The organism is Sinomicrobium pectinilyticum, assembly GCF_003725735.1.
GTDB lineage: Bacteria > Bacteroidota > Bacteroidia > Flavobacteriales > Flavobacteriaceae > Sinomicrobium > Sinomicrobium pectinilyticum.
The window spans coordinates 1-26,488 of sequence record NZ_RJTM01000182.1 but is presented as its reverse complement, the minus strand read 5'-3'; the positions used below and the strand labels follow the sequence as shown (position 1 = coordinate 26,488).

At 45.6% G+C, this 26,488-nt stretch carries 23 protein-coding genes; 4 read left to right on the top strand and 19 right to left on the bottom strand.

Annotated features, from left to right (window positions below):
• Window positions 1-221: 221 nt before the first annotated feature.
• The 11 genes from dapB to ED312_RS22445 form a co-directional block, all read right to left on the bottom strand.
• On the bottom strand, window positions 222-923 hold the full coding sequence (dapB, locus tag ED312_RS22495) for a 4-hydroxy-tetrahydrodipicolinate reductase (protein ID WP_123218268.1): 702 nt from the start codon (window positions 921-923) through the stop codon (window positions 222-224).
• A 108-nt stretch (window positions 924-1,031) separates the two neighbouring features.
• Window positions 1,032-1,634 carry a DUF5683 domain-containing protein gene (locus tag ED312_RS22490; RefSeq protein WP_240643175.1) on the bottom strand — a complete coding sequence of 201 codons (603 nt, stop codon included), beginning with the start codon at window positions 1,632-1,634 and terminating at the stop codon, window positions 1,032-1,034.
• A 254-nt stretch (window positions 1,635-1,888) separates the two neighbouring features.
• Entirely contained in the window at window positions 1,889-2,785 is an 897-nt protein-coding gene (locus ED312_RS22485) for a ParB/RepB/Spo0J family partition protein (RefSeq protein ID WP_123218267.1), read from the bottom strand.
• Complete coding sequence (locus ED312_RS22480) at window positions 2,785-3,558, bottom strand: ParA family protein (RefSeq protein WP_123218266.1); 774 nt, start codon at window positions 3,556-3,558, stop codon at window positions 2,785-2,787. The genes ED312_RS22485 and ED312_RS22480 overlap by 1 nt, the downstream gene beginning before the upstream one ends.
• Window positions 3,559-3,744: 186 nt before the next feature.
• Window positions 3,745-4,623: an SDR family oxidoreductase gene (locus ED312_RS22475; RefSeq protein WP_123218265.1), complete on the bottom strand. Its 879-nt coding sequence runs from the start codon at window positions 4,621-4,623 to the stop codon at window positions 3,745-3,747.
• A 164-nt stretch (window positions 4,624-4,787) separates the two neighbouring features.
• Window positions 4,788-6,965, bottom strand: coding sequence for a methylmalonyl-CoA mutase (gene scpA / locus ED312_RS22470; protein WP_123218264.1), 2,178 nt, complete (start codon window positions 6,963-6,965; stop codon window positions 4,788-4,790).
• The gene (locus tag ED312_RS22465; protein WP_148044355.1) at window positions 6,962-7,567 is read right to left on the bottom strand and encodes a transposase; all 606 of its coding nucleotides are present in this window, start codon (window positions 7,565-7,567) and stop codon (window positions 6,962-6,964) included. The genes scpA and ED312_RS22465 overlap by 4 nt, the downstream gene beginning before the upstream one ends.
• Window positions 7,568-7,644: 77 nt before the next feature.
• The gene (locus ED312_RS22460; protein ID WP_123218262.1) at window positions 7,645-9,030 is read right to left on the bottom strand and encodes a methylmalonyl-CoA mutase subunit beta; all 1,386 of its coding nucleotides are present in this window, start codon (window positions 9,028-9,030) and stop codon (window positions 7,645-7,647) included.
• Between the two features lie 333 nt (window positions 9,031-9,363).
• The gene (locus ED312_RS22455) at window positions 9,364-9,711 is read right to left on the bottom strand and encodes an FtsB family cell division protein (RefSeq protein WP_123218270.1); all 348 of its coding nucleotides are present in this window, start codon (window positions 9,709-9,711) and stop codon (window positions 9,364-9,366) included.
• 125 nt (window positions 9,712-9,836) lie between these two features.
• On the bottom strand, window positions 9,837-10,445 hold the full coding sequence (gene udk, locus ED312_RS22450; protein WP_123218261.1) for a uridine kinase: 609 nt from the start codon (window positions 10,443-10,445) through the stop codon (window positions 9,837-9,839).
• A gap of 133 nt (window positions 10,446-10,578) precedes the next feature.
• Window positions 10,579-10,980 (bottom strand): c-type cytochrome, encoded by a 402-nt coding sequence (locus tag ED312_RS22445; RefSeq protein ID WP_240643174.1) that lies wholly within the window; start codon window positions 10,978-10,980, stop codon window positions 10,579-10,581.
• 389 nt (window positions 10,981-11,369) lie between these two features.
• Here ED312_RS22445 and ED312_RS22435 point away from each other — a divergent pair, with 389 nt between their 5' ends.
• Window positions 11,370-12,092 carry a M15 family metallopeptidase gene (locus tag ED312_RS22435; RefSeq protein ID WP_123218259.1) on the top strand — a complete coding sequence of 241 codons (723 nt, stop codon included), beginning with the start codon at window positions 11,370-11,372 and terminating at the stop codon, window positions 12,090-12,092.
• A 135-nt stretch (window positions 12,093-12,227) separates the two neighbouring features.
• On the opposite strand, the gene ED312_RS22430 is transcribed toward ED312_RS22435, so the two are convergent.
• From ED312_RS22430 to ED312_RS24395, 6 genes are all read right to left on the bottom strand, one after another.
• A complete protein-coding gene (locus ED312_RS22430; protein ID WP_123218258.1) occupies window positions 12,228-13,712 on the bottom strand; it encodes a G-D-S-L family lipolytic protein in 1,485 nt (494 codons plus the stop codon).
• Between the two features lie 35 nt (window positions 13,713-13,747).
• A complete protein-coding gene (locus tag ED312_RS22425; protein WP_394342892.1) occupies window positions 13,748-14,992 on the bottom strand; it encodes an OmpP1/FadL family transporter in 1,245 nt (414 codons plus the stop codon).
• A gap of 301 nt (window positions 14,993-15,293) precedes the next feature.
• Window positions 15,294-16,064 (bottom strand): alpha/beta fold hydrolase, encoded by a 771-nt coding sequence (locus tag ED312_RS22420; RefSeq protein ID WP_123218256.1) that lies wholly within the window; start codon window positions 16,062-16,064, stop codon window positions 15,294-15,296.
• Window positions 16,065-16,289: 225 nt separating this feature from the next.
• Window positions 16,290-18,713, bottom strand: a complete 2,424-nt coding sequence (locus tag ED312_RS22415) for a hypothetical protein (RefSeq protein WP_123218255.1) — start codon at window positions 18,711-18,713, stop codon at window positions 16,290-16,292.
• A 116-nt stretch (window positions 18,714-18,829) separates the two neighbouring features.
• The gene (locus ED312_RS22410) at window positions 18,830-19,531 is read right to left on the bottom strand and encodes a tetratricopeptide repeat protein (RefSeq protein WP_123218254.1); all 702 of its coding nucleotides are present in this window, start codon (window positions 19,529-19,531) and stop codon (window positions 18,830-18,832) included.
• Window positions 19,532-19,722: 191 nt separating this feature from the next.
• A complete protein-coding gene (locus ED312_RS24395) occupies window positions 19,723-19,851 on the bottom strand; it encodes a hypothetical protein (protein WP_262707144.1) in 129 nt (42 codons plus the stop codon).
• A gap of 83 nt (window positions 19,852-19,934) precedes the next feature.
• Between ED312_RS24395 and ED312_RS22405 the strand changes: the two genes are divergently transcribed.
• Window positions 19,935-21,485 (top strand): serine hydrolase, encoded by a 1,551-nt coding sequence (locus ED312_RS22405; RefSeq protein WP_148044354.1) that lies wholly within the window; start codon window positions 19,935-19,937, stop codon window positions 21,483-21,485.
• A 31-nt stretch (window positions 21,486-21,516) separates the two neighbouring features.
• On the top strand, window positions 21,517-22,371 hold the full coding sequence (locus ED312_RS22400; RefSeq protein ID WP_206363304.1) for a polysaccharide lyase: 855 nt from the start codon (window positions 21,517-21,519) through the stop codon (window positions 22,369-22,371).
• Between the two features lie 116 nt (window positions 22,372-22,487).
• Here the strand turns inward: ED312_RS22400 and ED312_RS22395 are convergent, their stop codons facing one another.
• Window positions 22,488-23,282: an SDR family oxidoreductase gene (locus ED312_RS22395; RefSeq protein ID WP_123218251.1), complete on the bottom strand. Its 795-nt coding sequence runs from the start codon at window positions 23,280-23,282 to the stop codon at window positions 22,488-22,490.
• A 15-nt stretch (window positions 23,283-23,297) separates the two neighbouring features.
• On the bottom strand, window positions 23,298-25,592 hold the full coding sequence (locus ED312_RS22390) for a M28 family peptidase (protein WP_123218250.1): 2,295 nt from the start codon (window positions 25,590-25,592) through the stop codon (window positions 23,298-23,300).
• 243 nt (window positions 25,593-25,835) lie between these two features.
• Between ED312_RS22390 and ED312_RS22385 the strand changes: the two genes are divergently transcribed.
• On the top strand, window positions 25,836-26,300 hold the full coding sequence (locus ED312_RS22385; protein ID WP_123218249.1) for a CBS domain-containing protein: 465 nt from the start codon (window positions 25,836-25,838) through the stop codon (window positions 26,298-26,300).
• Window positions 26,301-26,488: the final 188 nt, after the last annotated feature.

The window sequence follows — 26,488 nt, the reverse complement described above, 5'->3', positions numbered from 1 at the left end:
CATTGTATACGGGGACAAGGGCTTCCCATGCTTTTCTTCCGGCTTTCCGGTATAATTTCCATGTTCCGGCAAAATGAACCAGTTGCAGGACAAGAAAAAATACAAACCACTCTGTTGCTGTCATTGTTATTTTGTTGAATGTTGTTCTATTGCATTTCCGGGAGGCAGGAGCCCGTTAATTTCCGGTGCAAAATACGCAAAAGGTCATGAAAATGGTTATTCTAATCCAGGTTTAATACATCCTTCATACTGAATACCCCGGTTTTTCCGATGATCCATTCAGCGGCAATAACCGCTCCGAGGGCAAACCCTTCCCGGCTGTGTGCAGTGTGGGTAATTTCTATATCGTCCACTTTTCCGGAGTAACGTATGCTATGGGTACCGGGTACATTTTCTATGCGTTTTGCCGTGATCGGTATTTCATTGTCGCCGGCCTTGTCAAGCTGCCACCCGGTTTTGGAGCTGTTTTTTATAATACCTTCGGCAAGAGTTATCGCCGTACCGCTGGGCGCATCGAGTTTTTGCGTATGGTGGATCTCTTCCATGCTTACCTGGTATTCTTCCAGGTTAGACATCATCCTGGCCAGGTATTCGTTAAGCTGAAAAAAAATATTTACGCCCAGGCTGAAATTAGAAGCATAAATAAATGCACCTTTCTGCCTATGGCAGAGATCCACGGCTTTGTCGTAATTATCAAGCCATCCGGTAGTGCCGGAGATAACGGGCACACCATTTTCCAGACAGGAAGTTATATTTCCGAAAGCGGCGGAAGGAACACTGAAATCTATGGCAACATCGGCACCGGCAATGTCCTTTGAAGTAAATTCATTATCAATTTTCGCTATGATCTCATGGTTACGGGAAATGGCAATTTGTTCTATCATTTTTCCCATTTTGCCGTATCCCAGTAATGCTATCTTCATTTTTTATTCTCGGTTTAGGTTTTTATCTTATGGTCTCCGCTTTCGGTATCTGCTATCTACAGGCGGGTGTTTACTGCTTTATCACTGCCTGATGGCTCAATTCGGGCATTAAAAATTAAAATTTAATGACAATCCGAATGTCGTTCCTGTGGTAAAATCATTGGGGACTATGAGCGGGCGGAGGGTGAGGTCCTGGCTTATGTTGTGTTGTTTGAGGTGTGCATCTACATTGGCGTCAATAATATTCAGTGCGTATAGCCCGATGGTAATAAGGAGGGAGAGGTCTTTATATCTCTGGTAGTATTCCTGTGCCCTCCTGAGGGCATCCATGGACACATCCGGGCTGCCGTCGGCATTGACCACACCGTCAATATTATAGAACTCATCATCCGAAAAGCCGGCAAGTCTTCTCTTATAGGCATTTCTGTACCTGTGATATTGGTCTTTGTTAGAGATGTAAAAATACAGTCCGGTACCTATGGCGCCATACACAATGGGTACTTTCCAGTATCTCTTGTTGTATATCTGCCCGAGCCCCGGCAATATCGCAGAGTAAAATGCGGCTTTACTGGGAGATAAAGGGTCTATAGTATAACTTTCAGGTAAAACAGTGTCCCGTATTACTTCGGGTTTTTCCGTGCGGACAGAGTCCTTTGCTGTCTCTTCCTGCTTGTCTTCCTGTGCAGATAAGGGATGATAAACTGTGAGCATGAAGGCGAAAAGAATAAGTAACAGCCGTATCTTTTTCAGGCAGAATGCATCCGCAGGCATATCCGGTTTTTGCATGGAATAACTTCCGTTAACAATCCGGTACGCAGTATCCGAAATACGGTACCCGGCGCTTACATTTCGGGATAATACTTGGCATTTGGTACTTGGCATTCGGTACTCGTTATTTTTTGGTATTCCGGCTCTTTTATCCGGAAACGGTTCTGATCTGTACTTTGTACTTAAACGGGTATTCCTTATTTAAAGAGTTTGGTCAGACGGATGAAATCTTCGCGGGAATGAAAAGGGATAATCAATTTTCCTTTGCCGTTCCTGGATACCTTAACGTCTACTTTAGACGAAAAGTATTCGGTAAGATCATCCATTTTGTCATCGATATATGCAGGCAGTTTACCGGTCGCGGTATCGGGAGCGGACTTGCTGCCTTTTTCCTGCAGACTTTTTACCAGTTTTTCCGTTTCCCTGACAGAAAGCGCATTGGAAATGATCTTTTCATAAATGGCCAGTTGGGTCTCTTTATCTTCCAGGTTGATCAATGCCCTGCCGTGTCCCATACTTACAAACCCGTCGCGCATTCCTGTCTGGATGATGGGATCGAGTTTCAGCAAGCGAAGATAATTGGCGATGGTAGAACGTTTTTTTCCGACCCGGTCACTGAGCTGTTCCTGTGTGAGTTGTATTTCATCGATAAGACGCTGGTAGGAAAGCGCAATTTCTATCGGGTCCAGGTCCTGTCTCTGTATATTTTCCACCAGTGCCATTTCCAGGGATTCCTGGTCGTTGGCAATACGGATATATGCGGGTACGGTAGCAAGGCCTACAAGTTTGGAAGCACGGAAACGCCGTTCTCCCGAAACGAGTTGGTATTTATTGAATTCTATTTTCCGTACGGTAATGGGTTGTATAACCCCAAGTTCTTTGATAGAGGTGGCCAGTTCCTGAAGGGTATCTTCGTTAAAATTGGTACGCGGCTGAAAGGGGTTAACCTCAATGGATTCTATATCTAATTCAACAATATTACCAACTACTTTATCCGCATTTTTGTCCGAAGCCGTTTGTATGTCATTTTCCGGATCTTTTAACAATGCCGATAATCCTCTTCCTAATGCTTGTTTTTTTGTTGCTTTTGCCATTAAACCGTCTGCTTATTCTTTTTAATGATTTCGTGGGCCAAATTTAAGTAATTTGCCGCTCCTTTACTGCTTGCATCGTAATTAATGATACTTTCCCCGTAACTGGGGGCCTCGCTGAGGCGTACATTCCGCTGGATAATGGTTTCAAAGACCATATCGTTGAAATGCTTTTGAACTTCCTCGACCACCTGGTTGGAAAGGCGGAGCCGGGCATCGTACATGGTGAGTAACAGGCCTTCGATATCGAGGTCGTGGTTGTGTATCTTTTGTACACTTTTTATGGTGTTCAGCAATTTTCCGAGTCCCTCCAGGGCAAAGTATTCGCATTGAATGGGTATGATAACGGAATTTGCTGCCGTAAGGGCATTCAGGGTAAGCAGTCCGAGGGAAGGGGCGCAGTCTATAAGTATATAATCGTACTTGTCGCGGAGACCTGAAAGGGCCTCCTTAAGCATATATTCCCTGCGGTCTTTGTCCACAAGTTCGATTTCGATGGCAACCAGGTCTATATGGGCGGGTATGAGGTCTACATTTGGGGAATCGGTACCTATAATAGCATCTTTGGCATCCATGGTGTGCTCCAGGAGCTGGTAAGTGCCCACTTCTATTTCTTCTACATCCAATCCTAGTCCGGACGTGGCATTGGCCTGCGGATCAGCGTCGATAAGAAGGACTTTCTTTTCCAGGACGCCGAGGGATGCAGCTAGATTAACGGAAGTAGTTGTCTTGCCCACACCGCCTTTCTGATTGGCAATTGCTATAATTTTACCCATGTAATTTCAATTGGATTTAGACAGGTAAAAATACAACTATTTCCGGGTTTTGAAAATGAAAATTGTTAACAGCCTGCCGGGCGTTATTGTCTGTTTGTATGATTACTTGCTTTGTAGCCTGATGTTTACTGTGTATTGCGAATACTTTTCTCCGTTATGTATGTTTTTCTGATGGGAAAAATCGTGTTACTTGGAGTTTTTCCGGATCATACTTTCGAGCATATCCCACATTTCCTCGGGGATCTGGTCAAGGATGTTGAACTGCCCGGCGCCTTTCAGCCATTCCCCGCCATCTATGGTAATCACTTCGCCATTCAGGTAAGCAGCAAAATCAGATACCAGGTATGCGGCCAGATTGGCCAGCTCCTGGTGATCTCCAACACGCTGTAAAGGTACTTTCCTGGCCAGGTCGAATTTTTCCCGGAGTTCCCCGGGAAGCAACCTATCCCATGCACCCTTGGTAGGGAAGGGGCCCGGGGCTATGGCATTAAAACGGATACCGTATTTGGCCCATTCTACGGCCAGGCTGCGCGTCATGGCCAGTACCCCTGCTTTTGCAGTAGCGCTGGGCACCACATAGGCAGACCCGGTCCAGGCATAGGTGGTAACAATACTGAGTACAGTAGTGTTCTTTTGCTTTCGGTCTATCCAGTGCTTTCCGAATGCCAGGGTACAGTTCTTGCTCCCTTTGAGTACAATGTCTATAATAGTGTCGAACGCATTGGCGGAAAGCCTCTCGGTAGGGGAGATAAAATTCCCGGCTGCATTGTTCAGCAATACATCCACTTTACCAAAACTATCGACAACCTGTTGTAACATGGATTCTACCTGCTCGTAATGACGGACATCGCATTGGACGGCCAGGCAGGTGCCACCGGTTTCTCCTTCGAGCTCTTTGGCGGTATGCTGCAGTTTTTCCAGGTTACGTGAGGTTATGGCCACTTTAGCGCCCAGTTCCAGGAAATATCGGGTCATGGCCTTGCCCAGGCCGCTGCCGCCGCCGGTTACTACAATGTTCTTACCTTTCAGGGCATCGTCGCGAAGCATTTTGTCGGTGTACATGATAGACTTGTTTTTGTAAAGATATGAAATTAGTATGCATGCATAATAAAAAAAGCTCTTAAAAAAGCAAACTACATCCGGTTTATGGGATGAGGAGTAAATGTCCGTTTATTTCCGGGTGTCCTGAGAATATATAACTTATTATCTGAAGATTGATACGATGTTTTTTATTTGCTGATCTCCAGTAAGATTTCAAGCATTTGTATAGCAGCGTCACTGATTTTGGTCCCCGGTCCGAAAACGGCAACAGCCCCGGCATTAAACAGGAAATCGTAATCCTGGGCGGGGATAACACCGCCGACAATTACGAGGATATCTTCCCTGCCGTATTCCTTCAAGGCTTCGATAACCTGGGGCACCAGGGTTTTGTGACCGGCAGCAAGAGAGGAAACCCCCAATATATGCACGTCGTTTTCCACGGCTTGCTTTGCCGCTTCGGCAGGTGTCTGGAATAAAGGGCCGATATCCACGTCAAAACCCACATCGGCGTAGCCTGTGGCCACTACTTTAGCGCCCCGGTCATGGCCGTCCTGTCCCATCTTGGCGATCATGATCCGTGGCCTCCGGCCTTCGATTACGGCAAACCTGTCGGCAAGTTGCCTAGCTTTTTCAAAGCTTTCGTCGTTTTTTATTTCTTTGGAATACACGCCGGTAAATGATTGTATTTTAGCTTTATGTCTGCCGAACACCGCGCCGAGCGCGTCACTTATCTCTCCCAGTGTAGCCCGGTGTCTTGCGGCCTGGACGGATAAAGCTAATAAATTTCCGTTACCCGTACGGGCACATTCGGTTAGTTTTTGCAGGGCTTCCTGTACTTTTTGGTTGTCCTTGGCCGATTTCACCTGCTCCAGGCGTTGTATTTGCTGTTTTCGAACAGTTTCGTTGTCCACTTCCAGGATGTGGAGCGGATCTTCTTTGTCCAGGCGATATTTGTTAACCCCTACGATCACATCCTGGGAGCTGTCTATCCTGGCCTGTTTCCTGGCGGCTGCCTCTTCGATCCGCATTTTCGGGATGCCTGCTTCTATGGCCTTGGTCATCCCTCCCAGTTCTTCTACCTCCTCTATGAGTTGCCACGCCTTACGGGCGATCTCATAGGTGAGATATTCCACGTAATAGCTACCTGCCCAAGGATCTGCCGTTTTGGTTATTTTGGTTTCTTCCTGCAGGTAAAGTTGTGTGTTCCGTGCTATCCTGGCAGAAAAATCGGTAGGGAGTGCGATGGCTTCATCCAGTGCATTGGTGTGGAGCGATTGTGTGCCTCCGAAAGCAGCTGCCGCTGCTTCTATGCAGGTACGAGCCACGTTGTTGAACGGGTCCTGTTCGGTAAGGCTCCACCCGCTGGTCTGGCAATGGGTGCGGAGCGAAAGCGATTTTTCGTTCCGGGGCCCGAACTGTTTTACCAGTTTGGCCCATAGCATCCGCCCGGCACGCATTTTGGCAATCTCCATAAAATGGTTCATCCCGATCGCCCAGAAAAACGACAGGCGGGGGGCAAACGTATCTATCTCCATACCTGCCTTTAGTCCCGTTCGTATGTATTCCAATCCGTCAGCCAGGGTATACGCCAGTTCAATATCGGCAGTAGCCCCGGCTTCCTGCATGTGGTACCCGGAGATGCTGATACTGTTGAATTTAGGCATGTTCTTACTGGTGTATTCAAAAATATCCGCTATGATTTTCATGGAAGGTTCGGGCGGATAGATGTAGGTGTTCCGCACCATGAATTCCTTCAGAATATCATTCTGAATAGTCCCGGATAACTGCTTGGGAGAGACCCCTTGTTCTTCTGCAGCTACGATATAAAAAGCCATGATAGGAAGGACGGCCCCGTTCATGGTCATGGATACGGACATCTGGTCAAGGGGAATCCGGTCGAACAGTATTTTCATATCTTCAACGGAATCTATAGCGACTCCGGCCTTTCCCACATCGCCCACAACACGTTCATGGTCACTGTCATATCCGCGATGGGTTGCCAGGTCAAAGGCTACGGAAAGGCCTTTTTGTCCCGCCGCGAGATTGCGGCGGTAAAAGGCATTGCTTTCTTCTGCCGTGGAAAATCCGGCATACTGGCGGATTGTCCAGGGTCGGGTGACGTACATGGTGCTGTATGGGCCCCGAAGGAAAGGAGGAATACCTGCACCAAAATTAAGGTGTTCGGCATTTTCTATGTCTTTTTCGGAAAAAACGGGTTTTATTTCTATGCCTTCGGCAAAAACGTATTCTTTTTCGAACGGGACCGGTCCGTCCTTCAGGGCGCCCGGCCTATCTGTTGAGACTCCCGGCCGTGCGTCTCTATCCGGATAGGATATTTTTATATTTTGCAGATTTTTTCTTTTCATACGGATAAATGGTATTTATCATATAACCGGTCTTCTTCCCATTTTTTCGGATTGTTTTCTATATATCTTAAAATCCTGTGGTATTCATATGGGGTACGTACAATATGATCATGATAATTTGGCTGCCATAATCGATTTTCTTTGTTGTATTTCTTTAACTCCGGAAATAGCATCGGACTGATATTACGGTCTATCCAATTATTTATTTGTGTGGTTACGGACGATTTATATCCGGCAACGAATGAGGACAGTGATTTGGGCTTTCGGATAAATGCCGGAGATGCTTTTGCCCGGACTTCCGGAGATGTAACTGCTTTCTCTTTTGTTACGGCCGGGGGGATAATTGTAATTACCGCGTGAAGGTGATTGGGCATTAATACAAAAGCATCCATACTGATCTCCTTTCTGATCTCAAATGATCTGTACCATTCCCTACGTGTTATTTTTCCCCATTCATTATCTTGCATCATGCCGTTTTCAATACTGCCGAATATACAGCGCCTGTTTTGGGTTACCATAGTTATGAAGTACGTTCCCTTACCTGCGTAATTCCATTTTTTTAAACGGGACGATCCTGTATTGTATTTTCCTTTGTATTTCATTTTGGTGGTTTTATTCCGGTTGTGGCCTCCCGGTTGAGATGCACGGCTTCCCGGTTGAGATGCACGGCCGTGCATCTTTACGGGATACTATCTTCTTTTTTTAACCGTTCCTGCTCTGTTTTTTCTGACAACCGCCTTTCTACGACAGGTTCGATCAGTGTTTTTCTGGGGTTGGTTTTTACGAAGGGATACAATTCCAGGGTATCACTCATCCTGTCTTCCGGATTCGGATATTTGTTGGTGCCGATAAGGACCTCCAGGCCTTCGTCATATCGTTGTTGTTCTTCCCGGGCGCTTTCCTTTATCTTTCTCTGGATGGTATGCTCTTTCAATTGTTTGAGGAACCCGCCTCCGGCTTCTATCTGCTTAAAAATATCCAGGGCTTTTTCGGCCATCCGGGCGGTGAGGTCTTCTATGTAATATGTTCCGTCTGCCGGGTTATGCACTTTATCGAAATAGCTTTCGTGTTTCAGGACCAATAGCTGATTACGGGCTATACGCTCTGCAAATTCGTTGTCTTTATGGTATATGTTATCGTAAGGGAGGTTACAAACAGTATCCGCGCCACCGAGAATGGCACTCATGTTCTCTGTTGTGGTGCGCAGCATATTCACATTATAGTCATATAAGGTCTTGTTGCGCCTTGTGGGAATGGTCAGGATATGGCATTCCGGATTGGCATCATATTCGGAGGCCAGGGTATGCCATAAGAGGCGAAGGGCCCGGAGTTTTGCTATTTCGAAAAAATAATTGGAACCGACAGCGGATGTAAATACGATTTTCTGTTCTTTTAATGCAGGTGTGTCGTGGAGAAAATTCAGGTATTCATTGACGTGAGCCATGGCATAGGCAAGTTGCTGTACCATAGTGGCGCCTGCATTCTGGTAAAGGGAAAGGTCAACGGAAACCGCGGAAGTACAATCCCCGCAAACGGACATCGTTTCCCTGAACAGGTTATGGTCGTTCTCCAGGTTGTTAAACCAGTTGCCGCTTCGGGCCAGGTTGCCGATGATGTCGGTGTGGATATATACTTCAGCACCGGGGAGAGGAGCATGCTCCTTTATTTTTTTTACAAAACCCGGGGATAAGAAAAGCAGGTGGAAATGCAACGGAGTGACGGATGTATCTATGCCATTCAGCAGTACGGACAGGTCGGTTTCTTCGGACGGAATGGTGAACCATATACTTTCTGCTCCCCGGTTTAAAGCATTGGCCGCTTTTTTGGATGCCATTTTTTCATTGCCGGCAAAGATCCTCTGGGTTATTTTCCATTCGGTAGATTTTTTCAACCCGCTATGTGATGTGATGGCATCGTCACTGTGATAGAAAGGTTTTACGTCAATACCTTCGGCAGTTTTCCAGATCAGGGAGTTATAATCCCCGCCTTTGAGGTCGAACTGTATTTTTTGTTTCCACATTTTTGCGGAAATTTCGGGGAATTCGTCAAACAGAAGTTTACTCATGCCTGTGCAGGTTTTGTGGTGTTTTATTGATCTCCGTTTCGGGTTTTAACCCTGTCAACCGGAGGCAGGCCTGCAATTGTATTGCAGTAGTTTTTAATCTCCTGGTTTAGCCACTGATTCACGGATACATTAATAGTTATTTTAAATTATTCATGTACCCGCAGCAAAACAGATTTTTAGTCTGCCGGAAACCTATGATTTTCTAATCCGTTTGATTACCGGAATCCCATTTACCCGGATTCTCAGGGTTTTCGTTATCCCGTTACGGTGCCACCCCGATGGACTTACCCGTTTTTTAATGCTGTTCCTCCCGGCGGCCGGTTTTCTCCGGCACTATTCTTTTTTCGCTTTTTTCTTGTTCCAGGTAATGCTGTCCTGTCTTTCTATAATATAGATCTCTTCATTTTCTTTCTTGAAATAGTATTCCTCCCGGGCAAATTTTTCGATATTACCATCGTCTTTTAAGTTACGGATTACTTCTTTGTCCTGCTCGATCTCTTTTTGCAGGTATTCTTTTTGTTTTTGCAATTTATCGATTTCTTTTTCCAGTTCCATATGAGTGAGCAGGGAATTGGTATCGAAAAAGATCATCCATACGGCAAATACCGTTAATACAATAACATAAATATTACTGAAGAAGGAAAACCACCTGTTCTGTCTTATTTTTTTTATAAAATTCATGTCGTATGAATATAAATTTTTTTCCTGCTTATCCAATTTTATGCGCCGGACGGATGTATGATCCGCCTTTCCGGCAGCCAATGAGATTGTGTACGGGGTAGTGGCTTTCTGTATTACAAGGCTTTTCAGGCCAGTTTTTCATTGATAATGGTTCTCACTATACCAACTGCAACGGTATTGTATTTATTGTTCGGAATGATAATATCTGCAAATTCTTTTGTCGGTTCTATAAATTGCTGGTGCATGGGTTTAAGGGTGGTCTGGTAGCGGGTCAATACTTCATCCAGGTCCCTGCCACGTTCGTTAATATCTCTTTTTAACCGCCGGATCAGGCGTTCGTCGGAATCGGCATGTACGAATATTTTTATGTCGAACATGTTCCTTATTTCCGGGTGCGTCAGAATCAGTATACCTTCCACGATCATCACCTTTCTGGGATGCGTGAGAATAGTGTCTTTGGTCCGGTTGTGTTTTACGAAAGAATATACGGGTTGATGCACCGGGTTTCCTTCTTTGAGTATTTTCAGGTGACTTACCAGGAGATCAAAATCAATGGCCCTGGGGTGGTCGAAATTTATTTTGGTACGTTCTTCATAAGACAGGTGTGAAGTGTCTTTGTAGTAGGAGTCTTGTGAAATAACGCCTACTTCGTTTTCCGGTAATTCGTCAATGATCTGGTTTACAACGGTGGTTTTGCCGCAACCCGTCCCACCGGCGATTCCTATAATTAGCATGAACAGACTGGTTTTTCGGCAAATTTAACGAAAGCAAGTCAAAAATATCAGTGACTTCACAAAAATTAGTGCCGGGGTTTCCGGGCGGGTCGGTCAGGGACCATTCTGTAAGTACCTCCCGACAACCTCAAAATTATTTTTGCACCCGGGCCACTTCTTCCGTAGTGACCATCTCTTCGGAAGTATTGCCCCAGGAGTTCAGTATATAGTTCATTACATCGGCTACTTCTTCATCGGTCAGTCCCAGCGGTGCCATAGAATTATTATAAGTGATACCGTTGACAGTTATCTCTCCGTTTTGTCCGTATTTTACGGCACGGATGCTGGCTTCCCGGTTGTTCAGAAGATAGTCGGAACCTGCGAGGGGAGGAAAGGCTTTTTCTACTCCTTTTCCGTTCGGAAGGTGACAGGTAACACAAAAATCGGTATAGATCTCTTTTCCGTTTTCCATGCTTTCTTCCAGGTCTTTTTCCTGCCGTAACAGGAAAAAGGAAGAGATCAGGCCTATTCCGTAGATAGTCCAGAGTAATTTCATAGTATATGAGTTTTTTAAGGTTTGGTTGCAATGTAACCCGGATTCAAGATAGTGAAATTGAAGGAAAAAAAGTGAAAGCTTTTTTGAATATTTATATTATTATCCAATTGTCGGGAGGGAAGGAGGTCAGGGCAAACGCATCATGTGCAGAGTGTCTGATAATGTGGAAATGTGATAATTCGATAATATGACCATGAGATAAAGGGGCTTGGGAAATGAAAGGATAGGGATTGTTAGGATGATCGGGAGACGAGGTGCCATTCGGTATACCCATAAGTGCAACCTGCAATCTGTAACCTTGAACTATTTTATAATTTTGGGATACGTTTGCCTTGTGTGACTGGTATCCGTATATAATGCAATTCAAAAATTCCGTGTAAGTTTGTGTCATGAAGAAAATCATTATACCATTATTTATAGTTCTTTTTGCGGCTTGTAAAGAGAAACATGACAAACAGGAAAGCCCCCCTGATGGATTCAATGACAGTGTGGCCATAAAAGATACCGTAGTGAAAACAGAGGTAGAAGAGCCGGAACCGGAACTATTGTCCCTCGATGATGTGGCAGATACTGCTTTTGTGCGTTTGCGGGACTACAGCAGGGATTTTGTTTACGACATGAAGTATGCCACGGAAGACAATTTTTTAAAGACAAAAGTATATGACTGTGCGGAATGTTACGTCAGAGCGAAAACAGCACGGGCACTTATCGCCGCAAATACGGAATTGATGGTTAAAGGATACAGGATCAAATTCTTTGACTGTTACCGTCCTCATGATGTACAGAAAAAAATGTGGAAGATAGTCCCTAATCCGCAGTATGTTGCCAATCCTGCAAAAGGATCCATTCATAATAAGGGCGGGGCAGTAGATATCACCCTGGTGGATAAAGAGGGAAAAGAACTGGATATGGGAACGGGGTTTGATTTCTTCGGAAAAGAAGCGCATCACGATTACACGAAGCACCCGAAAAAAATACTGGAAAACAGGAAACTGTTGAAGGAAACTATGGAAAAGCACGGTTTCTGGGGAATACGGACGGAATGGTGGCATTATAACCTGACGAGTGCTTCCAATAGTAAAGTGACCAACTTCCGCTGGGATTGTGAGTAGGAAGATATCGAATCAGGTACGGGAAACACCCGGTTGTATATACGGATAAAGAAACAGCACCGGGATGTTGCTATTCTTATATAAAAGAGCTCGCTGCATATGCACAGCGAGCCCTTTTTTGAGCCTTTTTCGGAATTATTTTATAAACACATCCGGATAAGCTCCCGGGTTTACCTCAGGAATAGTGGAATTGTACGTTTCGTTTATGGCCTCTATAAAGGCATTTGCAACGAGGGCATATCCTTTTGCCGTAGGATGTACTCCGTCCAGGGAAAAGGCTTTTCCGGTAGCGTAAGTGGAGGTGAGCACACCACCGTCATAAGGAATACCCGTTTCGGCTGCCTGTGCCAGCATGGCCCTGGTATCGACAAACGCAAGGCTGTGTTGCTCCGCCAATGCTTTGATCGTGGCGTTATACTGGGTCTGGGCATTGGATACCAGTTGTTGTTCTTCCGGAGTAAGTACCCACCGGTCACCCAAAGGAACGGAAATACCATTGATCTGTGTAGGGTCTTCTCCTGCCGGCGTTCCTATAAAAGATGAAGCATTGAGCACGATCAGGTCTTCGGAAGTTGTTTGCCTTAAATTGGGAATGTCATCTCCGGTAACAGGATGCTTTAAAGGAGTGAGGTCTTCATCCAGAATAACTACGGGATTCTGCCCTGCCTGAAATTTGATCTCTCTGCGTTGCGCTTCTTCTTCGTCTATCTGACCTAACAGGACAAAAAGGGAGAGTGCCTGGTTATAATCCGCATACCCTTGATTCACCTGGTTAGCCGTCCCTTCATCCATAGGAACGGGAGCATAAGGTACGGTAGTGAAGTAGGGGATAGAGGTTACATCCGGGATATTGGCCACGGCACCTTTAGCACCGTTTCCGGTAAGGGCGGTCAATAAATTGTTGTATATCGATGCGAATACATTAGGGTCGGTAATATCATTTTCGCCATAACCGGCAGGGTTGGTGTCTCCCGTCCGGTCAACTCCGACACCACCGGACGTAGCATAAGAAAGAATATCATTGTTCCCTATCCACAACGTAAAAAAAGTAGGGTCCTGCGCTACGGCATCGGCAATAACCGAAGTACTGGCTGAGGAGGCAAAACGAACAAAATACGGATTTGCAGTACTGCCTACCCCACCGATATTACCGTAGCCTTCCGCTACAAGGTGATAGATCTTTGCGCCCGGGACCCCCATATTATTCATGGGGCCTTCGAGGGTATTGGTGATGTCTGTTGTGGGCTCTTCATCCAGGTTGACGGGAGAAGGGTTTCCTTCGGCATCGAACTCCAGGACCATCCTGCTGTCGGCTATCTTATTCCCTCCCGCAAGTAACCCTCCGATGTTGTCGTTCATAAGCGGTTGTGTGAAATCACCGCCTCCTACATGGGCAAATTGCATGGCTATCATATTGGGATAGGAGTTTTCCTGTCCCTGGAGGTACAGGGCATTATCCGCATATCCCGCAGTCAGTGAATTACCAACGGCAACATAGGTGGTGAAATCGGCATCACCAGCCGAGTAAAATCCGGATTCACTTACTTCCTTGTCGAATTCGGGTTCACAGGCGGCCAGTCCTAATGCTAAAAGTGCTAATAGTTTTATATTGTTTTTCATCGCTATCGGTTCTTTAGAAAGATTAGGAAAATAGATTAAAAGCCATAGGAAACCCCGATACTGGGGATAAAGGCATTATTTTTATAGGAACCGCCGAAAGGTACATTCTGGCCGTTTTCCTGGTAATGGTCGTAGCTTGCATCTACTTCATCGAAATGAATGAAGAGGAATGCTGCATCTATGGCAAACCTTTCGGATATGTTAAACGAAAGTCCCCCGGTAAAGTTGTTGGAATCGTTTCTGGGGGTTTCCGGTGCAAAATAACCTGCCTGTACCGGAGATTCGTCATAGTAATATCCTCCCCGAATGGTAAACCTTTCACTGGCGATATACTGCAGTCCGAAACGATAAACGGAAGAGTTCTTATAATTTCTGGGGTTATGGGAATCCGTACCGTTGCTGAAATAAACGTCGAGAGATTCATAAGAGTCCCAGTATACCCTGTTATAGTCGAAGGCCACAAGCCACTTCTCGTTGATCATATAAGAAGCACCTACGGCAAGTTCGGCGGGTAAGGGCAACGTGGCATCGAAAGTAACATTGTCATAATTTCCCGGTGCAGTGCTGGGAATATTGTGGAATTTGGCTTCTCCGTCCCTGGCTTTCATTTTCATTTCGGACTTATAGGTCAGACCCAGTGTGAGTTCTTCCGTAGGCCGGAATGCCAGGCCAAGGGAGTATCCCCAGGCAGTAACCCCGCTGTCGTCGATGGTAACATTGGCCCTTTCTCCGGAAACATTGGTCATGGACCGGTCTATGTTCCGGTTAAAATTTACACTACCAATGGCAATGATAGGACCCCCGCCTATACTCAGCTTATCATTGATTTTAAAGGATAATGTAGGTTGTATATAAATGGCTGCCAGTTCTATTTTATTAACGAGATGTGAGCCTTCCCAGTTTTCGGGATATTCCACACCACTTCCGTAAGGGGTATAGACCCCGATACCCGCGCTCATCCATTCGTTGACTTTATATGCTGCATATACATTAAAAGGTGTGGCAATGGGGTTGTCGGCTTCCGTACTCCAGCCGAACTGACTGTTCTGAAAATGAATGTTGGAGAATATGGGGCTGATCCCCGCACTGATCGTAATCTTCTTATCGAGAAAAGTAAGTCCGCCCGGGTTAAAAAATACAGACTCTGCGCTATTGATCACAGCAACTCCCGTATGTCCCATGGCAAGCTGTTTTTGTCCCTGCAAGGCCACACGGTAACCACCGGCATAGGCAAAAGTAGTCATCAATACCACAATTGCTGAAATGTAGGTTCTTTTTATCATTGTCTATTTCTGTTTTTGTGTTTTTACTGTCAAAGTATCAGATATTACTTGTTAAATAAAATTAAGGCAGATTATTTCCTCCATTTTATTGCGAATGGGCTTTAACTGCATATGGCTCTTGATGTGCGAAAAGCCACAGGTTACCTATTATACCTCCGGAAACTTTCGCATTGTGCGGGGTAGAAGGTTATACCTGTTTTCAGTTTCTTAAGAATATAAGCAAATTTTGTGATAAAATATGAAATATGCAATTTTTGGAGCATGAAATTATGCGTGCATAGTAAATTTACCTTAAAATTTAACGTTTTAAGAATTCGGAAGTGATCCTGAAGAACATACCGGGATTTTCTGCCTGTACCCAGTGACCGGCACCTGGTATGGCCGAAACGGAAGCTTCCGGGAAGTGCTGCCGGATCAGAGTTTCATCCTGAGCAGTAATATATTCGGATTGACCTCCTTTGATAAAAAGTGTTTTGCCTTCATATCTGGCATTATCGGGAAGTGCTTTTCCTATCTCCTCGATATTGTCGTTGAGGGCAGTGAGATTAAAACGGAAGGCGAGTTCGTCCTTGTCTTTCCAGTAGATATTTTTCAGAAGAAATTGCCTTACGCCAAGTTCGGGGATATAGCGGGCCAGTTGTTCATCGGCTTCTTTACGGCTTTTTGTGGTTTTGAAGTCGATAGAAAGGAGCCCGTTGAGAATGGTTTGATGGTGTACCGGATAGTATTTCGGGGAAATATCGGCAATGATAAGCGCTTCCACCATTTCCGGGTAGGTGGTGGCGAAGAGCATAGCGGTTTTCCCCCCCATGGAATGTCCTATGATGCTGATCTTTTCCAGTTTGTGGTTCAGGCAATAGCGGTGCAGGTCTTCGGCAAGTAATTCGTAGGAAAACTGGTCGGAATGAAAGCTTCTGCCGTGGTTTCTCTGGTCGATAAGGTGGACCTCAAATCCGTTTTCGGCATATTGATTTCCCAGGGTTTTCCAGTTGTCTGACATCCCTAGAAATCCGTGCAGAATGATGAGGGGGGGGCCTTGTCCTGTTATTTTGGAATAAAGTTCTTGCATGCTTCTATATTCTATGATTTTTTTTGGCCACAAATACACGGATATTTTGAGAATACTATTCCCGTATCCAAGTATTTTGCCGAAAACAGACTTTCAATCCGACAGACCTATGGTTTTTTGATCTATAATAATCCGTTTTTTGATTAACGCCATCCGATTTCCTGAAATATACTATAAAAAGATGAAAAGGAAAAGCAGTGATATGGCCGGGTGTAAATATCGTGATTATCTTATTTCATATACGATTACCTTATCCTTTTCTCCCTGGGTAACAAATTCCAGTTTTCCGTTTCCATCCATATCGGCGAGATCTATTGCAGAAGTTCCGTATACGGGGAAATTGCTGAGTAACACTGCGTTACTGTCAAAAAGATATACTTTTTTTGCCTGGATATCCGTAAGGGCAACATAAATTTTGTTGTTTATGTAAAAAATATCGGGACCGGTATAAATACCGTAATCCAGTTCGTATTTGTTTTGTTTTATGGTAAGTATATTGTCGGACAGTGTGGCCAGTGTCCTGGACGTTGTGGCAATATGGTGGTCTTTGGCCAGTCCCAGGGCTATTTTGTTAAGTCCGCCGCGTTCATCTACCTGGATGAGGTCGCCATCACTATTGGTCGTTGTAAACTTATCCTGGTACAAATATAACCGGTTGGCCGAGAAATCAATATTTCCTTTTACGTTAACCCTGCTTTTGCCGGTGCGGTGGAGCAGGTGAAGGGTCCCGTTTTCTTCCTGAACGGCAATATAGTCGCGCGTGCCGGTCCTGAAATGTTCCGGTGGGTTCAGAATGGCACTTTGTGTGCCGCTGAAATCAAATCCTTTTACCCTTTTTCCGTTGGAATCAAAAGGAACGATGATATTTTCCTGGGTTATGAAAAGCCGGTATTTTTTATTGTTGTCATAATCGAATACAGCAAGCCCTTTGGTAATGGGTGCCTGTACTTTTACCGGGAAGGGCGAAACATCATTGCTATTGCGGTCTATGACATAAATACCGTCGGGCAGGGCGAAAGCAAGTTGCAGTTTTCCGTTCCTTAAAATATCTACCTGTTCTATTTTTCCCAATATCCTGGCATTTAATTTCTTTTTCCAGAGCACTTTTCCTTCGTTGGAGATCAGGTAGAGATTATGCTCCATGTCCTGCACTACTACTTCTTTTTCTTTGTTCAGGTGATTGGTTACCAGTTGCGGCGGAATGGCTATATCGGCATCCAGGGCTATATTGAATTTCTCCGAGATTCCTGTTGATATCCCTGCTTTTCCGGGTTTTTGTAGCAGGAGATTGGTATGTGTGAAATTTTTGTCTGCAATGCCCTGTACCACCAGGTAGGGGAAATCATCCGGGGATGAAAACGAAAGGTCGTCATGATACCCGGAGAGCATTTTTTCGAGGAACAATTCCTTGTATTTCGGAGTTATACCCACGGCAAGCATGGATGAAGCGTCGGGAAGGCTCTTCATCATATCCGTAAATGAAGTCCGTTTTTCCAGGGTGGACTGGTTTTGATAATTGGTAATGATGTCTGCCAGCGCCCGGGGATCGCTTCCCAATACGATATAGTTGTCCACTGCGGTATAGAAACGCATTGCATTGCCCTTTCCGAACGGGGGAAGGATTTCTGCAAATGGCTTCAGCGAATCTATCTTATAAATATTATGCTCGCGGAAGGTGGTCTGTAATACGGCGGAACCGGAAAAGGCTTTTTCCGCCACACCGGAATCAAAGGTATGGAATGTCACCACATCGTGGTTTTCACCGTAAATAATCCCCACTTCATCTGCCGTAGTCAGAAGGTCACGCACGGGAACGTCGGTCAGGGAGTCTTTATACAGGCTGAAATCATAAGGGGCCAGGGACAGCATTCCTTCGGCATCGGCCGGGGTTATTTCTGTGGTTTTCCGGGCGGCAACAGGTATGGAGGTCGTTCCGGGAATAGAATCCTTGGCCGGCACGATTCCCGTAAGCAAAAGCTCCCCCGGCGACAGGGAGATATCAAACATGGCCCAGCCGGCAGGGCTTTGTATTCCGGCAGTACTGTCGGATAATGTCAGATTGCCAGGGTAAAAAGGATGATTGCGGAGGAAGAACGAAGCCTGTTTGTCCTTATTGGCCAGCTCGTATACTTTCCGGAAAGCGGCCCGCCCCGCTGTATTTCCCCCGAGTATGCTCTGTTCCATCAGGGGCTCGGAGGAAGACGCTATAAAAATGCTGTCAATCACCGTGTTAAAAAAACTGTGGTCTTCGGAAGAAGCTTGTTTAATCGGTATTTTATTGAGGGAAGAACTTTCGGTTTTCCATCCCTTCAGGGAATCCAGGGTCGAATAATTATCGGTATCGCGGGAAATATAGGCAAAGTCGTAAATACTGTCCGTATTCCGGATGATACAAAGAAGGGCCTCACTTTTTTTATCCAGTACCCGGAGCGGTTCGAGTTTTTTGGAAAGTCCGGGAGGGATAAGCGTATTGGATTTTAAAAAGTCATTGTTTTTCAATGCATTGAAAAATGCCTGTGGATTAGATATCTTGACTACAATGGAGGTGTTTTCCGGGATATGGGAAATGAGATCGGTGTTTGTTTTCTTCGGGGTAGTACAACTTGCCAGGACGAGGGAAAGTATAAAAAAAACAGCGGTCTTTCTCATTCGGATAAATTCCATTTTACCTCAGGTTCTTTATAATAACGAATTACGGGACATTACTATTGTCCGACGTGGCGAATTCCATGCGGTTCAAAAGAAAACAGCCTGTAAAATACGGGCTATTTTCCTTGTCCTTTTTCTTCTGTGGCTTTGGTCTTCTGGTTGCTGAGTGCCTGCCTGATCTGCTTGGCCAGGTTAAAATTCGGAGCCAGGGTTATAGCTTCATCGATCAGTTTCAGGGCTTCGTCTATTTTCGTTTTGTCCTCATTATAGGTAAGCAATCCTTTTTCATATGTCAGTGCAGCTTTTAACGGCACTTCATAAGGCGGTTTGCTTTCGTAAAAGGGAACTTTCATATCGTCTTTGGCATTTTCCAGTCCGTAAGCAATATGTTTTTTGGCTTCTTCTATCTTTCCTATCTGCAGGTTGAGATCCGCAAGTTCGTAGGCGAGAAAAGCATCCGGTTTTCTTTGGAACAGGATCTCGTATTGTTGTACGGCCAGTTGCGGCTGGTCCAGGGATTTCAGGGAAATCGCTTTTACATCGACAGCCATATCCGAAGCGGAGGCATCTTTTTCCGTCCCCAGCAGGTTTACGGCCTGAATGTACTGTCCGGAGTTGGCATACAGGAAAGCCAGGGTGTCCTTTCTGGCATCCGAAGGTTCTATGACATACAGGTGCGTCAGTGCATTGATAGCGCCCCTTATATCTCCCTGTGTCCTCATTTGCTTGTAGAAAGCTTCATAGTGCTTTTTAAGGTCGCTTTGGCCGTTCGCCGCGAAGAACGATGCGAAAATGGCCAGAATAAAAATTTTCTTCATGCTGTTCAAACGTGTTTTTAAGGTCTTCAAAACTAAAAAAAAATAGGATTGGAAAAAGAATAATTAACTTTAATTAAATCCCTTATGAAAAATAAGTGTTTCCCGTGCTGTAGGAATGCCACATTTTTTTCTGTCACCGGCTTATCCCCTGTCGCCGGATTTTATGAGATAATAAGTCTTCATATCCTCTTTTAACCCCTATTTTTTGAATTATTTTCATGTTTTTCATTTAAAAATAATTTTCCTGTACTTTCAGAACCCTTTTGTTGAATTATTTTCACCCCGGCCTGTTTTTCATTTCTGTAAGTTTGTTCTGTCATTGTTCACTGTCTTCCCGGTATTGCCCGGAACAGGTTTTTTATACGGAGGCGAGACATGTACCAAAGAATTCAAAAACAGCTATATGAAAAAAGGTTTCCTTATTGCCTGTCTGACTGCCATATCCGTGTTGCCCGTATCCTGCAATAAGGGGACGGACAGCAGGCTGGCAACCGGGGATATAGAAAAACTGGATGCTTATGTAGAAGAACTTCAGCAAAAACTGCCTTTGCCATGCCTGGGGGTTGTGGTGATGAAAGGCAAAGACATTTATCTCCGTGCCACAGGGCATCGTATATTTAGTGAGGGGCAAAAGGCTGTATTTTCGGAGCGTACGCCTTTTTTTGCCGGGGACCTGTCCGGGCTCCTCGTCGTAACCGCCATAGCACGCCTGGCGGATGAAGGAAAACTGGACATGGATGCGCCGGTAGTGGATTACCTCCCGTATTTTGCCCTGGCAGATACGGATATCAGGGGAATAAAAATAAAACACCTGATAAACCAGACCGGAGGAATTCCCGGTCACTCTGTAATGTGGGACCTTCCGGATCTCAGCGATTCCGCCCTGGAAAGCACTACCCGGAGTATTCACCTGCAACAACCGGAATTCGTACCGCCCGGGAGCAGGGTAAAACGTTCGCCTTACAATTTTGACATTCTGGCCGACCTTATCGCCAAAGTAACGGGGATGGCCTTCGAAGACTATATGAAAACAGGTGTCCTGGAACCGCTTCGTATGAAAGATTCCTTTTTTCCGAAAGACGAGACTTTCAAAGCGAGCGTGGCATGGCCACATGCTATAAAAAACTGGCTGACCTATACCACCGATACGGTCGGGGCATATCCCCTTAACCGGCAACACTCGGGCAGTATGGGCTGGCATACCTCGTTACGCGATCTGTCCGGATGGCTTTTTATGATAATGCACAAGGGAAAAACAGCGGAAGGGGCCCGTTTTTTAACAAGGAGTACAGGTGAAAAACTGCTTGCCTGGCAGCGAACGGGAGAGATGACCGCTATGGGTTACGGCTGGGAAGTGATCCCGGCAAAAACCAGGACCATGTACTATAAGGAGCATAGCACAGGGAATTTTACCGCAGGAATAACAATGATACCTTCGGATGAACTGGCGGTGGCAGTTGTGAGCAATATAACAGGAGATTTTAATACGGAGTCTGTTCGAAACGGAATTATCCGATGGCTGGACCGGGAACAGGAGACGCCGGGGGAAGTAAAACCCCTTCTTGCAGCTGCCCTGGGGCAGAGACTGGAAGTCACGGGGCAGATGGATAGTGTGTTCCGTCTATATGAACGCCTGAAGAGAAAAAAAACCGGGGCCTATGATTATTCAGTTCTATCCTTGGAACAACTCGGTACAAACCTGCTTTACAGGCTCGGCGAACCTGAAAAGGCCCTGTCGTTTTTCCGGTATTGCGAGCAGGTGTTCCCCGGGTCGGATGCTATAAAACTCGATCTTGCCGAAGCCAGCATCATGAATTCCGATTCACGTAATGCCGCCGCTTACCTGGACCAGATAGACACCATAAAACCCGGGACTCCGGAAGCCGGAATGCGGGTCCGGTTGTTAAGGACGGCCCTGAAGAACCGGGACAGTGCCGTTACGAAACGAGAATAGTTCAATTATTAACCAATAAAACCCACTTATTATGAAAAAACCAATGAAAACAGGCAGGTTGTTGCTGTTATGCACCTTGCTTGCCTGCGGACTGTCTTCCTGTGACAAGGATGCGGACGATGCGGAGATGCTGATTGATGAAGACATGAAAACAACAGTCCGTGCTGTGTATTCCGGCCGGACAGTGGATTTCAATAACCGCCCTCACGGGGATTCTTACTGGAATTCCTGGGCGCAGGAAGATTTTGGTGACGGATGGGGGTGGAATTCCTCCAGGACCTATGTTTCCAACCAGACCCTTCGTGTTACATTAATAGCAAACGCTGTCGGGGGAGGTTCGGGGATGACTGCCAATGTGAGCCTGCCGGCGAGCGATGGTTATGAAGTTTCTTACCAGCTCCGGTTTCACAGTGCCTTTGACTGGAGCAGAGGAGGAAAACTCGGTTTCGGTTTCCTTATAGGCGACGGGAACACCGGATGTGACCGCCCAACCGATGGCAACGGGGGGAGCGCAAGGCTCATGTGGTATAACGATTACAGCAGGGTATATTTCCGCCCTTACCTGTACTACAGGGACCAGCCCGAACAATGCGGGGACCATTTCGGACTTTCTTATCCTTCTTCCGGAAGCCTTTCCAGGGGAACATGGTATACCGTAGTCATCCGCGTGGAAAGTAATACCGGGTCCAGTGCCAACGGCCGTGCCCGTATCACGGTAAACAACACGACATTGCTGGATGAAAATGTACGGTGGACCACAAACGATTCCAAACGCCTTATCAACGCCCTGTCTTTTCATACGTTCCGGGGTGGAAGCCAGAGTTACTGGGAATCCGATAGCGTTGGCTATATTTATTACGATAATGTAAGCTGGAACCAGATATAATGCTGATACCGTCCCGAAGAAGGCCGGAGTACCTTTTAAAAAGGCGCCCGGCTTTTTCTGTAAACTATCTTTACTAAAGCTATGGGTTCCGGGAAAATGTTGAAATCACTTTCCCGCTAAATACGGGTACGGAAAGCATACCGGAGTTCTTCGGACAGCTTTTCGGAAGAAATTGTTTTTCCCTTTACGGGAGTATTTGTGAATTCCGGCACAGGAAGACCAAATTCCCCGGCTTTTTCCGTGTAATATTCTTTTCTTGTGGGATGGAAGGGAAAAGCAGCATGATAGGTCTCTCCCCATTTTTCCTGTTGCAATATTTCCAGGATGATGGAAATACAATCGTCCAGATGGATAAGGTTGACCGGGGCATCCGGGTTTTTGAGTTCCTTTTTTCCCGCCAGGTGATGTGCCGGGTGCCGGTTCGGCCCTATAAGACCGGCAAACCTGAGGATAGTGGTTCGGAAACGGGAAGAAGATCGTAATAAGCGCTCTGAAGCCAGCAATTGTTTTCCGCTTTCGGTTTCCGGGTCGGGGGTAGTTTTTTCCGTAATAACCGTGTTGTCATCCCGGAATACGGAAGTACTGCTTATAAAAAGAAGTTTTTTGACAGAAGAATTTTCTACCGCGGGCAATAGTTGTTTTGTCTTTTTTACAAAATTTTCAGGGTGGATGCCCCGGAGCTTCGGGGGGATATCCACGAGAAGAACATCCACATCTTTAAGGAACCGGTCCATTGCTCCGTCTATTTTATCCTCCTGCAAACGGATCAGGTAAGGGTGTATTCCCGCAGCGGTAAATACTTTTTCCTTTTCCGGCGATGTCGTGGAACCTTTAACATGATATCCCGCTTCCATACATTTTTTAGCCAGCGGGAAACCGAGCCATCCGCAGCCTAGAATTGCTATCCGCATAGAAAAATGATTTGTTTATGGACGGTCAAAAGTAACGGTTTTTTTGACGACGACAGCATCATTGAGCACAAAGGGCATAGGGATGTGGTCTTCAGGCCTGGCAGGAACGGTAAACAGCGGGTTGTCCAGGAGATCATTGGACGCTTCGTATAATATTAGTTCCGGGGTTTCTCCTTTGGGGAAACGCAGGCTTATTTCCGTGTAGTCGTTATCACTTATAAAATGAGAAAACAAGCGGTTTTCCCTTTTCGGGTTTTGGAGGTATTTTTCAGGCAGAGCAAAGCCATTCACTTTACAGGAAACAATATTCCGGAGGGAAGTGAATACATCGAGCCGGGTAACGTGGCGTTGGGGCATGATACAAACTTCCACCTGCCTGTCGGTACCGATAAGTGTATCACTGAGTATTTCCGCCACAGGGGCCGGAACTTCTTTTACCGGGGCAGTGGAAGTGTATGAAAAACCGGTGTTATATTTGCTTGTAATGGTAGCTTCTTCACCGGGAGAAGGTACTTTTTTATCCTGCCCCAGGTAGGCGGAATTCCACACGCCGGGAACTTTATCATAAGTTGCCCATTCCGCTTTACCTGTATCCGCATCCAGTACGTATAACAAACTGTCCGGTTTCGGCCTGTCTTCGGTGAAGCCGGATTCTGTATGTGCGGTAATAAGCAATACAAGACTTACCACACCTGTAAACAGTGCCAGCTTGTCCTGCTGTCTGTAAAATCCGAATACGGGGATAAGCAATCCGAACAGCAATACCGTAAACAGGGTGGAGGCCACCATCATTTTAAGCCCGAGGCCAACAGGGAACATCTGTATAAACGGTGTAAATATCCAGATTGCCGGGAGCGTAATAACAGCCATCAGCAAAAGACCGGGTTTCTCGAAGAAAACGAGTATGGCCATAGCAATAAGCGCCGCATATACCGGGATAACAAAGAAGGAAGCTCCTTCGAGATAAATACCGAGCAGGATGCAAAGGATGATCCAGAAAAAAAGAGGGAACACAAACAGGTTTACCGGCCGTAGATGACTGAATTTGTGGTAGGTGAAGAAACATACGGCCAGACTTAATGCGGTAAAAGCCGCGATATAATAATATCCGTTATATGTAAAACCATGAAGAATATCTCTGTACTCCGGATATATTTTGAGCAATAACGGCCAGCTGTAATATCCTATAAGGCCGCTTATGAGTAACGTAATGACAAAAGGTAATATTCCCAGGAGCATTTCCCTGACACGGATCTTCTTTTTTGCGATACCGAAAATAAGGAGCAGTAAAAAAAGTACGGCGGCCAGAACATTCATGGCAGTGATCCAGGAAAAGGGATAGGATACCAGGATAGAGAAGGGGGCATTGAAAAATACATAATCTTCATTGCTCTTAAGGTTGGATATATCGGCATTACTGAAATAATGCAATAAGGGCATGAGATAACTGCCCTGGTGTTCCAGGGTATTCCGGTCCAGTCTTTGTTCTGTGTCCAGTGCAGTGTGGTAATCGAAATGGTCATCAATAAAAGCAAAATTGAACCCGTCCGTATCGGCATCTTCCCGGAAAATGGTGAGATCGGTATCGTTGGGGAGCATTTTATATATGCTGTACATAAACGAATTACTCACCGGGTATTCGGGACGGGCCTTGGTAAATTCCCGGATAAGTGCGGAATTCCCGCCATTGGTCTCCACCAGCATAAAACCCGGGCCTCCGCTGCCCCTTGCTTCGAAATTCAGTACCAGTTTCACGTCTTTTGCCCAGGGATGTTGTTTTACAAAAAGCCTTGCGCCGTTAAGCCCCAGTTCTTCGGCATCTGAAAACAGAATGATAATATCATTTTCAGGGACGTTATTCCCGGAGAGAAAAGCCCGGATACCTTCAAGTATGGTTGCCACGCCACTGGCATCGTCACTGGCCCCGAAAGAAGAATGCGGACTACTGTCGTAATGGGAGAGCAGCATAAGGGCCTGGCCGTTACCGCTTCCTTTTATACGGGTCAGTATGTTCCTGGCTTTGCTGACATTTCCCCAGTTGCCTGAAGTATAGCCCTCCTGTACCTGTGTTTCCAGTCCCATTTTACGGAGTTCGGATAGCAGGTATTCCCTGACTTCTTCGTGGGCTGCAGAACCTACAGAATGGGGCTTTTGCGATATGGCCCGGACCTGTATCATCGCCCTTTCCGTAGAAAAGGTATTTTCCGGTGCATTTACTTTGGTATAAGTATGCGGCATAATGGCATAAAATGACCAGTAAACGGCTCCTATGATAAAAAGAAGGGACAGTGTAGCGGCATAGCGTTTCATGGTATGGCGGTTTAGTGAAAATAAAATTTCCCGTACAAAATACGAATATCTGCGGATATGGGAAATAATTGAAATACGGCGAATTTTTTAAAAAATGCGGAAGAGACCGTATGTCGCCGGAAATGGGGACTACATTTTGTTATTATCCTTGTTTTTTGAACTTTAATAATGATTTATGATATAAAATTATGTTAATTAATTAAAAATTCTTAAATTTAGAAGAAAACCTAAAACAGAACAACCATGGGAATCAAGAGTTTTCAAGGGGCCAGGCAGGAGATAAAGCGAGAGTACCTCCGCCCCATAGCAGTAGCGGATTATATGACGAGGAAGTTAATAACATTTACCCCGGAACAATGTCTCCTGGAAGTTATGGAAACCTTTATGAAACACAAGATCACCGGGGCTCCCGTAATAGACGAGAACGGAAAACTGATCGGGATCATTTCGGATAGCGACTGTATGAAGCAGATATCGGAAGGTCGTTATTTTAACATGCCTATCGGTGATATGGTCGTTCGGAAATATATGTCCTCTGATGTCATGACCATCAATGGCGATGCGAGTATTTTTGACGCGGCTACCCAGTTTCACAAAACAAGGCACCGTCGTTTTCCGGTAGTGGAAAATGGTTTCCTGATAGGGCAGATCAGCCGTAAGGATGTTATGCTTGCCGCCCTTAAGCTCAGCGGACACCACTGGCGTTGATACTGATTAAAGTACGTGAATAATGGATAAGACAAAAAGGCTCTCTCTTCAGTAGAGAGGTATTCCGCAAGCGGAACGGGAGTTTGGCGGGACCCAAATCCCCGGGTATACCCTTGACTTTTGTCTTTCCCTAGGGCTTGGACTGTTAATTCACTACACTTAAACATTGCTGTTCAGAAAAACAACGA

Excerpts from the sequence above, each read along its gene's own strand:
- dapB (WP_123218268.1), bottom strand. The coding sequence starts at position 923 with ATGAAGATAGCATTACTGGGATACGGCAAAATGGGAAAAATGATAGAA.
- ED312_RS22490 (WP_240643175.1), bottom strand. The coding sequence starts at position 1,634 with ATGCTCACAGTTTATCATCCCTTATCTGCACAGGAAGACAAGCAGGAA.
- ED312_RS22485 (WP_123218267.1), bottom strand. The coding sequence starts at position 2,785 with ATGGCAAAAGCAACAAAAAAACAAGCATTAGGAAGAGGATTATCGGCA.
- ED312_RS22480 (WP_123218266.1), bottom strand. The coding sequence starts at position 3,558 with ATGGGTAAAATTATAGCAATTGCCAATCAGAAAGGCGGTGTGGGCAAG.
- scpA (WP_123218264.1), bottom strand. The coding sequence starts at position 6,965 with ATGAAAAGAAAAAATCTGCAAAATATAAAAATATCCTATCCGGATAGA.
- ED312_RS22465 (WP_148044355.1), bottom strand. The coding sequence starts at position 7,567 with ATGAAATACAAAGGAAAATACAATACAGGATCGTCCCGTTTAAAAAAA.
- ED312_RS22460 (WP_123218262.1), bottom strand. The coding sequence starts at position 9,030 with ATGAGTAAACTTCTGTTTGACGAATTCCCCGAAATTTCCGCAAAAATG.
- ED312_RS22455 (WP_123218270.1), bottom strand. The coding sequence starts at position 9,711 with ATGAATTTTATAAAAAAAATAAGACAGAACAGGTGGTTTTCCTTCTTC.
- udk (WP_123218261.1), bottom strand. The coding sequence starts at position 10,445 with ATGCTAATTATAGGAATCGCCGGTGGGACGGGTTGCGGCAAAACCACC.
- ED312_RS22445 (WP_240643174.1), bottom strand. The coding sequence starts at position 10,980 with ATGAAATTACTCTGGACTATCTACGGAATAGGCCTGATCTCTTCCTTT.
- ED312_RS22435 (WP_123218259.1), top strand. The coding sequence starts at position 11,370 with ATGAAGAAAATCATTATACCATTATTTATAGTTCTTTTTGCGGCTTGT.
- ED312_RS22430 (WP_123218258.1), bottom strand. The coding sequence starts at position 13,712 with ATGAAAAACAATATAAAACTATTAGCACTTTTAGCATTAGGACTGGCC.
- ED312_RS22420 (WP_123218256.1), bottom strand. The coding sequence starts at position 16,064 with ATGCAAGAACTTTATTCCAAAATAACAGGACAAGGCCCCCCCCTCATC.
- ED312_RS22415 (WP_123218255.1), bottom strand. The coding sequence starts at position 18,713 with ATGAGAAAGACCGCTGTTTTTTTTATACTTTCCCTCGTCCTGGCAAGT.
- ED312_RS22410 (WP_123218254.1), bottom strand. The coding sequence starts at position 19,531 with ATGAAGAAAATTTTTATTCTGGCCATTTTCGCATCGTTCTTCGCGGCG.
- ED312_RS24395 (WP_262707144.1), bottom strand. The coding sequence starts at position 19,851 with ATGACAGAACAAACTTACAGAAATGAAAAACAGGCCGGGGTGAAAATA.
- ED312_RS22405 (WP_148044354.1), top strand. The coding sequence starts at position 19,935 with ATGAAAAAAGGTTTCCTTATTGCCTGTCTGACTGCCATATCCGTGTTG.
- ED312_RS22400 (WP_206363304.1), top strand. The coding sequence starts at position 21,517 with ATGAAAAAACCAATGAAAACAGGCAGGTTGTTGCTGTTATGCACCTTG.
- ED312_RS22395 (WP_123218251.1), bottom strand. The coding sequence starts at position 23,282 with ATGCGGATAGCAATTCTAGGCTGCGGATGGCTCGGTTTCCCGCTGGCT.
- ED312_RS22390 (WP_123218250.1), bottom strand. The coding sequence starts at position 25,592 with ATGAAACGCTATGCCGCTACACTGTCCCTTCTTTTTATCATAGGAGCC.
- ED312_RS22385 (WP_123218249.1), top strand. The coding sequence starts at position 25,836 with ATGGGAATCAAGAGTTTTCAAGGGGCCAGGCAGGAGATAAAGCGAGAG.